Below are 13,572 nucleotides of genomic sequence, written 5' to 3'. Positions count from 1 at the left end.
GGCATGAACTACTCGTCCGACCAGGGCCACGTCGTCCGCGACCTCGCCATCGTCAACCAGCGCGGCCTTCATGCCCGCGCTTCCGCCAAGTTCGTGCAGATCGCCGGCGAGTTCCAGGCCGCGATCAGCGTCGAGAAGGATGGCATCTCGGTCGGCGGCACGTCGATCATGGGCCTGATGATGCTGGCGGCCAGCCCCGGCTGCACCATCAGGGTTACGGCGAGCGGTCCCGAAGCTGCCGAAGCGATGGATGCGCTGTCGGCGCTTGTCGCCGCCCGCTTCGGCGAGGAATGCTGATCGCCGGATCATGCTCCGGCGACATGCACGAATAAAGATTTCTTTATGTCCCATTGTCGGTCGCGGGCTGATCTGGTAGTCAGGCCGTTCTTCATTCGCGCGTCCATGATCGGCCTGCCCGTCCGGCGCGCAGCAACAGGAATCGGAGCAAGCCATGACGGGTAGCAAGGATTATCTGGTCGCCGACATTTCGCTCGCCGGCTGGGGTCGCAAGGAAATCGAGATCGCCGAAACCGAAATGCCGGGCCTTATGGCCTGCCGCGAGGAATTCGGCGAAGCCAAGCCGCTCAAGGGCGCGCGCATCTCCGGCTCGCTGCACATGACGATCCAGACGGCGGTGCTGATCGAGACGCTCAAGGAACTCGGCGCCGACATCCGCTGGGCTTCGTGCAACATCTTCTCGACCCAGGATCACGCTGCTGCGGCGATTGCCGAGGCCGGCATTCCGGTGTTCGCCGTCAAGGGCGAGACGCTTGAGGAATACTGGCAGTACACCGACCAGATCTTCCAGTGGACCGATGGCGGCCCCACCAACATGATCCTCGACGATGGCGGCGACGCCACCATGTACATCCTCATCGGCGCCCGCGCCGAAGCTGGCGAGGACGTTCTGTCCAAGCCGGGCAGCGAGGAAGAAGAAATCCTGTTTGCGCAGATCAAGAAGCGCATGGCCGAAACGCCGGGCTTCTTCGCCAAGCACAAGGCAGCCATTCGCGGCGTCACTGAGGAGACCACGACCGGCGTCAACCGTCTCTATCAGCTGCAGAAGAAGGGCCTGCTGCCCTTCCCTGCGATCAACGTCAACGATTCCGTCACCAAGTCGAAGTTCGACAACAAGTACGGCTGCAAGGAATCGCTGGTCGACGGCATTCGCCGCGGCACCGACGTGATGATGGCCGGCAAGGTCGCCGTGGTCTGCGGTTATGGCGACGTCGGCAAGGGTTCGGCAGCTTCGCTCCAGGGCGCCGGCGCCCGCGTCAAGGTCACCGAGGTCGATCCGATCTGTGCGCTGCAGGCCGCGATGGACGGCTTTGAAGTCGTCACGCTCGAGGACGCCGCACCGACTGCCGACATCGTCATCACCACGACCGGCAACAAGGACGTCATCACGCTCGACCACATGCGCCTGATGAAGGACATGGTCATCGTCGGCAACATCGGCCACTTCGACAACGAGATCCAGGTCGCAGCACTGCGCAATCTCAAGTGGACCAACGTCAAGCCGCAGGTCGACATGATCACCTTCCCCGATGGCAAGCGCATGCTGCTTCTGTCGGAAGGCCGACTGCTCAACCTCGGCAACGCCACCGGTCATCCGAGCTTCGTGATGTCGGCGTCCTTCACCAACCAGACGCTGGCCCAGATCGAGCTTTGGACCAAGCCTGGCCACTACAAGAACGAGGTCTACGTCCTGCCCAAGCACCTCGACGAGAAGGTGGCGCGCCTGCATCTCGACAAGCTTGGCGCCAAGCTGACCACGCTCTCCGACGAACAGGCCGCCTATATCGGTGTTACGCCGAAGGGTCCGTTCAAGCCTGAACACTACCGCTATTAACCATGGCGCGATTGCCTACAAGATATTGAAGCCGGGCGATTGACTTTCGCCCGGTTTCTCTTTTTGGGCAGCCGCCTTCTTCACGTCGATTCGCCTAGGGGCTATTGTGGCGTGATTCGCCACGCGCCCGTTCTTGGCGGGAACATGGGGCGCTCCAAGGGCGGTCTTGCATTCAGGCGGCGGAGAGGAACAAGACATGCCGGGGGAATACCCGCTTCCAGCGGGACAGGCCGTTTCCGGCGGCCAAGAGGATTCTAAGCGGGCCCCTTCGAATGGCCAGTGGCAGGCCGTGCGCCGGCTCGGTCATGGCGTGGCGGGGGTTCTGCTCGGTGCTACGGCACTGTGCGCCCCCCTCGTATCGGCACATGCCAGCCAGGCCACCATTGCCGGCCTGCCCGTCAGCACGGTCGAAGTCATCCAACTCGCCGTATTGGTCGGCGTGATGGGTGCCGCGTTGATCACGGCCGTCGCCTCTATCCGCGAAAAGGGCCGCCTGTCCTCCGATAATGCCGATCTGCGCAGCCGCGTCGCCGATCTCAACGCCTCGCTCCAGCGCTCCGAAGCGTTGCTCAACCTGCGCGACCAGCGCGTCATCGTCTGGGCCAGCGACAACAAGAAGCCCGAACTGGTCGGTTCGCTGCCGATGGAAACCGGTGCTCCCGACGAGCGTGCCGCCTTCCTCGGCTTCGGCCGCTGGCTGATGCCGCGCTCGGCAGCCGCGCTCGAAAACGCCATTGCCAGCTTGCGCGACCGGGGAACCGCCTTTGAACTCGTCGCCGAGACCCATGCGGGTGCGGCGCTCGAGGTGCAGGGCCGCAGGAGCGGCGCCCATGTCATCGTGCGTTTCATCTCGATTTCCGAAGCGCAGCGCGCCCAGGCGCGGCTCCGGCTCGAAAACCAGCGCATCGGCACCGAATACGAGACGCTGATCGGCCTGATGGACGCCATCGATATGCCGTTCTGGATGCGCGATGCCGACGGTCGCCTGAAATGGGTCAACAAGGCATTCGCCCGGGCCGTGGAGGCGACGGATTCGGCTGCCGTGATCCGCGACGGCAAGGAATTCCTCGGCACCCAGTCGCGTGAGGCGATCGCCGCGCAGCACCTGTCGCGGCCGGTCTTCCAGCAGACGCTGTCGACGGTCATTGACGGCGACCGCAAGATGTTTGCCGTCACCGACGTGGTCGGCAAGGAAGGCTCGGCCGGCATTGCTGCCGACATGAGCGCCGCCGACGCCATCCGCGAAGAATATGGCCAGGTCGTGCGTAGCCACGCCGACACCCTCGACCAGGTCGCCACCGCCGTTGCCACCTTCGACGCCGGCCAGAAGCTGCGGTTCCACAACAACGCCTTCGAGAAGCTCTGGGATCTCGACGCCGGTTACCTCTCCAGCGCGCCCGACAACGCGCTTCTGCTCGACCGGCTGCGCAGCGAGCGCAAGCTGCCGGAGCAGCCGGAATGGCGGCGCTGGAAGGAGAACCTGCTTTTGGCCTATCGCGCCGTCGATCCGCAGGAGCATCTCTGGCACCTGCCCGACGGGCGCACCATTCGCGTGGTCGCCAACCCGCAGCCCAAGGGCGGCGTCACCTGGGTGTTCGAGAACCTGACCGAGAAGATCGACCTCGAAAGCCGCTACACGACCGCCGTGCGCGTGCAGGGCGAGACCCTCGACAATCTCGCTGAGGGCGTCGTCGTTTTCGGGCCCGATGGCCGCATCCGCCTGTTCAACCCGGCCTTTGGCCAGCTGTGGGGCGTTTCCGCCGATGTGCTGCAGCAGAATACGCATATTGCGGCCATTCGCGCCGCGTGCGACACGCGCGCCGACAACAGCCCGTGGGGCGACTTCGTCGCTGCCGTCACCGGTTTCGACGAGCGTAGCGACCGCCACGGCCAGAGCGAGCTGAAGAACGGTTCGGTACTCCAGTACGCCGTCATCCACCTGCCCAACGGCCAGGTGATGTTGACCTTCGTCGACGTCACCGACAGCGTGAATGTCGAACGCGCGCTGAAGGACAAGAACGAGGCGCTGCAGCGCGCCGACCAGATCAAGAACGAGTTCGTCCAGCACGTTTCCTACGAACTGCGCTCGCCGCTGACCAACATCATCGGCTTCACCGAACTCCTGTCGCTGCCGGGCACCGGACCGCTGTCGCAGCGCCAGCGTGAGTATGTCGAGCATATCGGCTCGTCCTCGGCCGTGCTGTTGACCATCGTCAACGACATCCTCGACCTTGCCACCGTCGATGCCGGCATCATGCAGCTCGACATTGCCGAGGTGCGGATCGACCGCGCCATCGAAGCTGCTGCCGAACTCGTCGCCGACCGCCTCGAAGAGCATTCGATCAGGCTTGCCATCGACACGGCCGCCGCACCGAAGAACTTCAGCGGCGACGAGACGCGTGTGCGCCAGATCCTCTACAACCTGCTCGGCAATGCCGTGAACTACGCGCCTGCGGGCAGCACCATCACGCTTGCCTGCCGCCAGCGTGCCGAAGGCGTCGAGTTCTCCGTCCATGACGATGGTCCCGGCATGCCGCCGGAAGTGCTCGACACGGTGTTCCAGCGCTTCGAGGCGCACGTCAATGGCGGCCGCCGCCGTGGCGCCGGGCTCGGCCTGTCGATCGTCAAGAGCTTCGTCGAGCTGCATGGCGGCTCAGTCCGCATCGACAGCGGCAAGGATAGCGGCACCACCGTCATCTGCCTGTTCCCCGACGCGCCGGCCGGCGTCCGCGTCGCGGCGGAGTAGCAACTGGATGACGGCCAGATCGCTGGAGCTTTTCCTCCCCGACGATGTCGCGACCACGCGGCTGGGCGAGGATCTGGCGCTGGCGCTCAGGGCCGGCGACGTGCTTTTGCTCGATGGCGATCTCGGCGCCGGCAAGACCACGCTGGCGCGCGGCCTGATCCGCACGCTGGCTTCCGATCCCGCCTATGAGGTGCCGAGCCCGACCTTCACGCTGGTGCAGAGCTACGACACTCCGCTGCCCGTCCATCATTTCGACCTCTACCGGCTGTCCTCGCCGGAAGAGCTGGAGGAACTCGGCTTCGACGAGGCTGTTGCCTCGGGCACCGCACTGGTCGAGTGGCCGGAACGCGCGGGAGATGCCATGCCGGCCACCAGCCTGCGCATCGCGCTCGACCATCAGGGCGATGGCCGGCGCGTGACGATCTCGGGCGACGGCGAGACCTTCGACCGCGTCGTCCGCTCGCTCGCCATGCGCGATTTCCTTGTCGCCTCAGGCTGGGGCGAAGCGCGCCGCGCCCGCTTCATGGGCGATGCCTCGGCCCGCGCCTATGAGACGGTGACGCTCGTCGGCCGCGAGACGCTTGTGCTGATGAATTCGCCACGGCTGATGCTCGGCCCGCCGGTGCGCGACGGCAAGCCCTATGCCGAGATCGCCCATACCGCGCAATCGGTGGCCGCCTTCGTCGCCATCGACCGCGCGCTTGCCCAAGCCGGCGTTTCCGTGCCCGGCATTGTCGCCCAGGACCTCGACCGGGGATTTCTGCTGCTTGAACATCTGGGCACCGGCGCGTTCCTCGGTGCCGAGGGCAAGCCCGTCGCCGAGCGCTACGCGGCGGCGGCAGAACTTCTGGCAATGATTCACGGGAAACATTTTGCCCACCGTATCGAGGCTGCGCCCGGAATCTTCCATGACGTGCCGCCCTTCGACCGCGATGCCTTGATGATCGAGGTCGACCTTCTGGTCGACTGGTACGTGCCCGCCGTCACCGGCGCGCCGGCATCCGATGCCCTGCGCGACGGCTATCGTGCGGCCTGGAACGCCGTCTTCGACCGGCTGGCGGACAAGGAATACGGCCTCGTCCTGCGTGACTACCACTCGCCCAACATCATCTGGCGCGCCGAGCGCAAGGGTTTCGACCGGCTCGGCATCATCGATTTCCAGGACGCGCTGATCGGCCCGCTGGCCTACGATGTCGCCTCGCTGGCCATGGACGCGCGGGTGACGGTGCCGGAAGAGATCGAACGCAGCACTGTCGCCGCCTATGTCGCCGCCCGTCATGCCGCCGGCGCGTTCGACGAGGCCGCATTCCGCGAGGCCTATGCCATCATGGCGGCGCAGCGGAACTCGAAAATCCTCGGCATCTTCGTCCGGCTCGACCGGCGTGACGGCAAGCCGCAGTATCTCAAGCATCTGCCGCGCATCCGCGACTATCTCGGCCGGGCGCTCGCCCATCCGGCGCTGGCCGAATTGCGCGATTTTTATCTCGCAAACCGCCTGCTCGAGGATTTCGGCGCATGAGCGGTGAAAGCAACATTCCCGCCGTCGCCATGGTGCTTGCCGCCGGTCTCGGCAAGCGCATGAGGCCGATCACCGAGACCATGCCGAAACCGCTGGTCAGGATATCAGGCAAGACGCTGCTCGACTGGGGGCTCGACAGCCTGGCCGAGGTCGGCGTCGAAAAGGCCGTCGTCAACGTCCACTATTTGCCCGATCAGATCATCGAGCATGTCGCTTCCCGGCATGCGCCGCGCGTAAAAATCTCAGACGAGCGCGACGGCCTGCTCGATTCCGCCGGCGGCATCGTCAGGGCGCGCCAGGAGCTCGGCGCCGATCCGTTCTACATCGTCAATGCCGACACCTTCTGGATCGATCACGGCATGCCGAACCTTGCCCGCCTCGCCCTTGCCTGGGACGCGAGCCGCATGGATATTCTGCTGATGCTCGCGGATCTCTCCCAGGCGACCGGCCATTCCGGCGGCACCGACTTTCTCGTCGAAGCCAACGGCCAGCTTCGCCGTGCTGCAGGCTCGCCTGACGGGCTCATCTATGCCGGTGCGGCGATCATCCACCCGCGCATGTTCGAGGACGCGCCCGAAGGACCGGTCTCGCTCAACCGCTACTTCGACCAAGCCATATCAGCTGGCCGCCTGTTCGGCATGCAGATGCATGGCAGCTGGATCACCGTCGGCACGCCCGAGGCAATCGCCCCGGCGGAGGCTGCGGTGAAAAGGGCATTGGCAGGGGCGCAATGAGCGGCCGCACCACGCCCCGCGTCTATTCCATCGCGCCCGGTGTGCCATACCTGCCGACGCTGGCGGCGGCCCTGCTCGACGGCCGCCTGATCCCCGATTTCCGCTATGCCGGCGATCCGCTGTCGCTCGCCGACGTGACCATCTATGTGCCGACGCGGCGTGCGGCGCGGGCGCTCAGGACCGTCTTCGTCGATGCGGCGGGCGGCGGCTCGGCCATCTTGCCGGTCATCAAGCCGCTCGGCGAATTCGACGAGGATCAAGCTGCCTTCGAGGCCGAGGGCGGCGACGCGCTCGACCTTGCTCCGGCGGTCTCGTCCACCGACCGGCTGCTCTTGCTGGCACCTCTGGTGCGTGCCTGGAAACGTCGGCTGCCGGCCCATGTCGCGGCCATGTTCGAAGAAGAAATCGTCGTGCCGGCCTCGACCGCCGATGCCATCTGGCTGGCGCGCGACCTCGCCGGGCTGATGGACGAGATCGAGACAGAAGGCTCCGACTGGTCGCGGCTTGCCGGCCTGGTGTCGGGCGAATTGTCGGGCTGGTGGCAGGTCACCCTCGATTTCCTGAGCATTGTCACCAGCGCGTGGCCGGAGATGCTGAAGGAGCGCGGCCAGTCCAATCCCGCCGCCCACCGCAGCGCACTGATCCGTCTCGAGGCCGAGCGGCTGAAGCGCAATCCGCCCGCCGGTCCGGTCATCGCTGCCGGCTCGACTGGCTCGATCCCCGCCACCGCCGAACTCTTGGCTGCGATATCGCGCCTGCCGCGTGGAGCCGTGGTGCTGCCCGGCTTCGATGCTTCTCTGGATGATCGCGCCTTCGAGACGATCACCGAAATTGGTGCCCGCGCCTCGGTGCTCGGCCACCCGCAATACGGCCTGGCCAAGCTGATCGGCAAGATCGGCATCGTCCGCGGCGACATCGAGGAACTCGGCAAGCCGGAGCCGGCCCTCGTGCGGCGCGCGGCGATGATCGGCGAGGCGCTGCGCCCAGCCGAAACCACCGACGCCTGGGCCGAAAAGCGCGGCCAGGTCGACGATGCCGAGATCGCCGCCGCCCTTTCAGGGGTGACCCTGCTCGAAGCGGCCCACGAGCGCGACGAGGCGGCGGCGATTGCCATTGCGCTGCGCGAGGCGGTCGCCCAGGAGGGGCGTCGCGCAGCACTCGTCACCAGCGACCGAAACCTCGCCCGGCGTGTTGCCACAGAACTCCGGCGCTTCGGCATCCAGGCCGACGATTCCGGCGGCGTGCCGCTGGCCAACACCCCGCCCGCAGCGCTCTTGCGCACCATGCTCGAGGCTGCCTTCCGGCCCGGCGATCCGGTGGCCGTCCTGTCGCTGCTCAAGCACCCCTTGCTGCGGCTCGGCCTGGAACGCCCGGTGGTCCGGCGTGCCGCCGAAACGATTGAACTCGTGGTGCTGCGCGGCGGCGTCGGCCGTCCTGATGTCGCCCAGCTGGTCGAGGATTTCGAGGCACGGCTGACCGGCATCGGCGACAAGTCGCGCAAACCGTTCTGGTTCGACCGCATCACCGTCCGCCGCATCGAAGAGGCGCGCGATGTCGTAGGCAGGCTGGTCGCCGCATTGGCGCCGCTGCTCGGCCATCGTGGCGAGGCGACCGTCGATCTGGCCGCCATGGTCCGCGCCACCGTGGAAGTGCTGGAGAATCTCGGCCGCGACGAACATGGCGGGCTCGGCACGCTCTATGACGGCGAGGCCGGCGCCAAGCTCGCCGAGGTGCTGCGAGCGCTGGTCGCCGCCCAGGCCTCGTTCACCTTCGCCGCCGACGAGTGGCCCGATGTCATGGACGCGCTGGCCGCCCCCGAAGCGGTCAAGCCTGCGCAGGGTGCGGACCGCGCCATCTCCATCTGGGGTGCGCTCGAGGCGCGTCTGCAGACCGTCGACACGCTGGTGATCGGCGGGCTCAACGAGGGCAGCTGGCCGCGCAAGGCCGAGGCCGACCGCTTCATGTCGCGCGTCATGAAGACCGGCATCGACCTCGAACCGCCCGAGCGCCGCATCGGCCTCGCCGCCCACGACTTCCAGATGGCGATGGGGGCAAGCAACGTTGTCCTGTCGCGCTCGGCGCGTTCCGGCGACGCGCCCGCCGTGCCGTCGCGCTGGCTGCAGCGGCTGCTCACCTATGCCGGTCCCGAACATGCCGCGACCTTGCGCAGGCGTGGCGAAAGGCTGCTTGTCTGGGCGCGCGCGCTCGACGCCGGCGCAAAGACCGACTTCGCCGCCCGCCCCGAGCCAAAGCCACCGTTGGCCGTCAGGCCGCGTCGCTTCAGCATCACCGAGATCGAGACGCTGCGCCGCGACCCCTACGCCGTATATGCAAGGCGCATCCTCGGCCTGTCTGCGATCGACCCACTGGTGCGCGATCCAGGTGCGGCCGAGCGCGGCACGCTGTTCCACGACATTTTGCACCTCTTTTCTTCCACCATCGGCGATCCGCGCGCGGAAAATGCGCTCGATGTGCTGATCTCGGCCGGGCGCCACTGCTTTGCCGAGGCCGCCCTACCCGCCGATGTCGAGGCCGTCTGGTGGCCGCGTTTCGAGCGGCTGGCGGTCAATATTCTGAAATGGGAGCGTCGCCGCGCCGATGCGGTGGCGAGCCGCCATGCCGAGGAAGGCGCATCCGCCACCGAGGTCGGCAGGACCGGTATCACACTGTCAGGCCGCGCCGACCGCATCGATATCCTCGCCGGCGGCATGGCCGACATCCTCGACTACAAGACCGGTTCTTCGCCATCCAAGGCGCAGGCCCATACGCTGATCTCGCCGCAGTTGGCGCTCGAAGGCGCGCTGCTCCGCCGCGGTGCGTTCCGCGAACTCGGCAAGCGCGAGCCCTCGCAACTCGCCTTCGTGCGACTGAGGCCGAATGGCGAAGTCGATCCTGAATCGATCCTCGAACACAACAGGAAGCTGAAATCGGCGGCCGAGCTTTCCGAGGAAGCCTGGGAGCGGCTGGAACAGCTTCTGGTCCACTACGACGATCCGACGACAGGTTATCTCTCCCGCGCGTTGCCCTTCCGCGAGGGCGAGACCGATGGCGACTATGATCATCTCGCCCGCGTGCTCGAGTGGTCGGCCGGCGGCGACGGCGGTGCGGAGGGCGAGGAATGAAGAAGAAGTTCTTCGTCCCCCAGGAGACGGCTGACCGTCAGGCGCGTGCCTCCGATCCGGCCAATTCGGTCTGGGTGTCGGCCAATGCCGGCTCGGGCAAGACCCACGTCCTGTCGCAACGCGTGATGCGGCTTCTGCTGCGCGGCACCGATCCGTCGAAGATCCTGTGCCTGACCTATACGCGCGCGGCGGCCGCCAACATGTCGAACCGGGTCTTCGCCAACCTGTCCGAATGGACCATGCTGCCCGACGGGGATCTCGCCGAGCGGATCACTGTCCTCGATGGCGCGCGCCCGGATGCCGCAAAACTGCGCCGGGCGCGGCGGCTGTTCGCCGAAGCGCTGGAAACGCCGGGCGGGCTCAAGATCCAGACCATCCACGCCTTCTGCGAGTCGGTGCTGCACCAGTTCCCGCTTGAAGCCAACATCGCCGCCCATTTCGAGATGCTCGACGCGCAGATGGAGGCGACGCTGTTCGCCACCGCCCGCCGCGACATGGTCACCGGTGCGGGCGAACACAATCCGGAACTGGCCGAGGCCTTCGCCATGGTGCTGGAACGCGGTGGCGAAGCAGGCCTCGACGCGCTGCTCGCCGAGATCGTGCGCAAGCGCGACGGCCTGCGCGCCTTCATCGGCCAGGTCATGGACTTTTCCTGGCCGTTCGGTGCGCTCTACGAGGAGTTCGGCTTTTCCCGCGACGACAGTGCCGAAGCCATTGCCACGTCGATCTGGCCCCTGCCCGGCTTCGAACCCGACTTCTTCAATGCTTTTGCTGCCGCCGCGGAAGCGACCGATGCGCGCAGCGTGCTCAACAACATCCTGCCCCATGCGCGCTTGGCTTACGCCGAAAGCGATCCGATCCGTCGGCTGGGACTTCTGGCCGATGCCTTCCTCAAGGCTGACGGCGATCCCTACAATCCCTCCAGCGCCTTCAAGAAGGCCCTGATCGACCGCCTTTCCGACCTGCCCGAGCGCTACGCCGCAACCGCGGCCGCGATCACCGAAGCCGCCGACCGGCTTGCCCATTTCCGCATGCTGGAAGCGACGCGCGCCGCTCTCACCATCGCCGACTGGCTGATTGCGCGCTACGAGCGGCTGAAGACCGGGCGCGGTTTCCTCGATTTCAACGACCTCATCACCCGCACCGTCAATCTTCTGGCGCGGCCCGACGCCGGGCCATGGGTGCAATACAAGCTCGACAAGGGCATCGACCATATCCTGCTCGACGAGGCCCAGGACACCAGCCCCGACCAGTGGCAGGTGGTCAAGCGGCTGGCCGAGGAGTTCTTTTCCGGGCAGAGCGCGCGCGAAAATGTCCACCGCACCGTCTTTGCGGTGGGCGACGAGAAGCAGTCGATCTATTCGTTCCAAGGGGCTGCGCCCGAATCTTTCGACGACTCCAAGCACGAATTCGCCGCCCGCATCCGCGATGCCGAGGCGCGCTTCGAGGACGTGACGCTGACCTGGTCGTTCCGCTCGACCGACGACGTGCTCTCGGCCGTCGACCGTGTTTTCGAGGATCCCGCCGTCCGCCGCGGCGTCACCCGCGCGCCCGAGCCGCCGAGCCACAAGGCGATCCGCGCCGGCGCCCCCGGCTATGTCGAGGTCTGGCCGTCGGTCGGGGCCGACGCGGTCGATGAGCCCGACGACTGGCGCAAGCCGATCGATCATGCCCATGCGCCGGCGGTGGTGGTGGCCGAGCAGGTGGCGGCGACGATCCGCAAATGGCTCGACGAGGGCGAGATCATCGAAGGCACGGGCAAGCGCCTGCGTGCCGGCGACGTCATGGTGCTGGTGCGCAAGCGCGACCGCTTCGTGCATGCGCTGTCGCGCGCGCTCAAGCGCCGCGATATCCCCGTCGCCGGTGCCGACCGGCTCAGCCTGCCCGGCCACATCGCGGTCAAGGACTTGATCGCGCTCGGCCGTTTCCTGATCCAGCCGGAGGACGACCTGTCGCTGGCGGCTGTGCTGCGCAGCCCGATCTTCGGGCTTTCGGAAGAGGCACTGTTTGTGCTTGCTTCAGTTCGACCGGGCAGCCGGTCGCTGGCAGCCTCGCTGCGCGCCGCCGCCGAAACCGATGCAGGAATGAAGGTCGTCGCCGACCAGCTGGACGCCTGGGCCAGCGAGGCTGCGTTCCGGCCGATCTTCGAGTTCTATTCCGGCGTTCTATCAGGTGGTCGCGGCCGCGACGGCGTGCGCAAGAAGATGATCGCGCGGCTCGGCCAGGAGGCCGGCGACATCCTCGACGAATTTTTGAATTTTTGCCTCGCCGAAGAAAGGACCGGCCCGTCCGGCCTCGAATCCTTCCTGTCGACGCTGGAAAACGCCGGCCCCGAGATCAAGCGCGAGATGGACCAGACGCGCGACGAGGTCCGCATCATGACCGTGCATGCCGCCAAGGGCCTGGAGGGTGCGGTGGTGTTTTTGGTCGACAGCGGCTCGGCGCCTTTCAGCGAGCAGCACCTTCCGCGCCTGATGCCGTTTTCCCCGCACGGAAAGCATTGGCAGGGAAAAGGCTATCTCTGGCGCGCCGGCGCCGATGTCGCCAATGCCTTCTCGAAGGGCGCGAGTGCGACCGCCAAGGACCTCGCCGATGACGAGTACCGCCGCCTGCTCTATGTCGGCATGACGCGTGCCGAGGACCGGCTCATCGTCTGCGGCTATCACGGCAAGCGCGCCCCCGGCGCCAATACCTGGCATTCCATCGTTTTCCGCGCGCTTTCGGCGGCACAAGAGAGCGAGGAGCGCGACCATCCAGTCATCGCCCAGCGCAAGGTCCATCGCTTCCGCGTCACCCCCCTGCCGACGCAGCCAGAAATTGCTGCGGTGGAGCCGACGCCAAGCGAACGCCTGGCCGTGGAGCCCCTGCCGCAAAGCTTCTATGACGCGCCGCCGGCTTTCGAGGACTTGCCGCCGCCGCTTTCGCCTTCAGGCGCCTCGGCGTTGATCGACGAGACGACCGAACCGCTGATATCAGGGCGTTCGCCGGTGCTCGACGCCGTGGAAGAACCCGGCTTTGCCATCGTCCGCGGTTCGGCGCTGCATCGCCTGTTGCAGATGCTGCCGCGCCTCGATCCGCAGGAGCGGGAGGCCGCTGCCGAGCGCTATCTCGCCCGTGTCGGCCAGGGCTGGGAGGAAAGGGAACGCGCCGCCGCCCGCGCTTCCGTCCTGGCGATCCTCGACGAACCACGTTTCGCTCCATTATTTTCGCCGACCTCGCGCGCCGAGGTCTCGGTCATGGGCAGCCTCGATGTCAGGGGAAAACCGCGTTCGGTGTCGGGCAAGATCGACCGGCTGGCCGTCACCGACAGCGAAGTGTTGATCGTCGACTACAAGACCAACCGGCCGCCGCCTGCGTCCTTCGACGAAGTGCCGGCGGCCTATGTCGTCCAACTCGCGCTCTACCGGACATTGCTTGCCCCACTCTATCCGGGCAGGGTGGTCTCGGCGGCGCTGCTGTTCACCGAGGCGCCGCGCCTGATCGCCATTCCCGGCGAGGCGATGGATGGCGCTCTTGCTCGACTCACCTCGGCGTGACACAAGAACTGCTTGAACGAGGGGCGCCGTACCACCACATATGGCGCGACAGCCAACTCCAAG

The 13,572-nt window shown here is 66.5% G+C and carries 7 protein-coding genes; all 7 read left to right on the top strand.

Annotation, left to right across the window (positions count from 1 at the left end; translation table 11 throughout):
* Positions 1-3: 3 nt before the first annotated feature.
* Complete coding sequence (locus tag ABSY17_RS23790) at positions 4-297, top strand: HPr family phosphocarrier protein (RefSeq protein ID WP_378952990.1); 294 nt, start codon at positions 4-6, stop codon at positions 295-297.
* A 154-nt stretch (positions 298-451) separates the two neighbouring features.
* Positions 452-1,852, top strand: a complete 1,401-nt coding sequence (gene ahcY, locus ABSY17_RS23785) for an adenosylhomocysteinase (RefSeq protein WP_378946353.1) — start codon at positions 452-454, stop codon at positions 1,850-1,852.
* Positions 1,853-2,048: 196 nt separating this feature from the next.
* A complete protein-coding gene (locus tag ABSY17_RS23780) occupies positions 2,049-4,598 on the top strand; it encodes an ATP-binding protein (RefSeq protein WP_378946351.1) in 2,550 nt (849 codons plus the stop codon).
* Positions 4,599-4,605: 7 nt separating this feature from the next.
* Positions 4,606-6,117 (top strand): tRNA (adenosine(37)-N6)-threonylcarbamoyltransferase complex ATPase subunit type 1 TsaE, encoded by a 1,512-nt coding sequence (gene tsaE / locus ABSY17_RS23775; RefSeq protein ID WP_378946349.1) that lies wholly within the window; start codon positions 4,606-4,608, stop codon positions 6,115-6,117.
* Complete coding sequence (locus tag ABSY17_RS23770) at positions 6,114-6,851, top strand: nucleotidyltransferase family protein (protein WP_378946347.1); 738 nt, start codon at positions 6,114-6,116, stop codon at positions 6,849-6,851. The genes tsaE and ABSY17_RS23770 overlap by 4 nt, the downstream gene beginning before the upstream one ends.
* Entirely contained in the window at positions 6,848-9,973 is a 3,126-nt protein-coding gene (gene addB, locus ABSY17_RS23765; protein WP_378946345.1) for a double-strand break repair protein AddB, read from the top strand. The genes ABSY17_RS23770 and addB overlap by 4 nt, the downstream gene beginning before the upstream one ends.
* A complete protein-coding gene (gene addA / locus ABSY17_RS23760) occupies positions 9,970-13,509 on the top strand; it encodes a double-strand break repair helicase AddA (protein ID WP_378946344.1) in 3,540 nt (1,179 codons plus the stop codon). Before addB ends, addA begins: the two co-directional genes overlap by 4 nt.
* Positions 13,510-13,572: the final 63 nt, after the last annotated feature.

The organism is Mesorhizobium sp. ANAO-SY3R2 (genome assembly GCF_042466635.1).
Lineage (GTDB): Bacteria > Pseudomonadota > Alphaproteobacteria > Rhizobiales > Rhizobiaceae > Aminobacter.
This window is presented reverse-complemented; position numbering and strand designations above follow the sequence as displayed.

Excerpts from the sequence above, each read along its gene's own strand:
- ABSY17_RS23790 (WP_378952990.1), top strand. The coding sequence starts at position 4 with ATGAACTACTCGTCCGACCAGGGCCACGTCGTCCGCGACCTCGCCATC.
- ahcY (WP_378946353.1), top strand. The coding sequence starts at position 452 with ATGACGGGTAGCAAGGATTATCTGGTCGCCGACATTTCGCTCGCCGGC.
- ABSY17_RS23780 (WP_378946351.1), top strand. The coding sequence starts at position 2,049 with ATGCCGGGGGAATACCCGCTTCCAGCGGGACAGGCCGTTTCCGGCGGC.
- tsaE (WP_378946349.1), top strand. The coding sequence starts at position 4,606 with ATGACGGCCAGATCGCTGGAGCTTTTCCTCCCCGACGATGTCGCGACC.
- ABSY17_RS23770 (WP_378946347.1), top strand. The coding sequence starts at position 6,114 with ATGAGCGGTGAAAGCAACATTCCCGCCGTCGCCATGGTGCTTGCCGCC.
- addB (WP_378946345.1), top strand. The coding sequence starts at position 6,848 with ATGAGCGGCCGCACCACGCCCCGCGTCTATTCCATCGCGCCCGGTGTG.
- addA (WP_378946344.1), top strand. The coding sequence starts at position 9,970 with ATGAAGAAGAAGTTCTTCGTCCCCCAGGAGACGGCTGACCGTCAGGCG.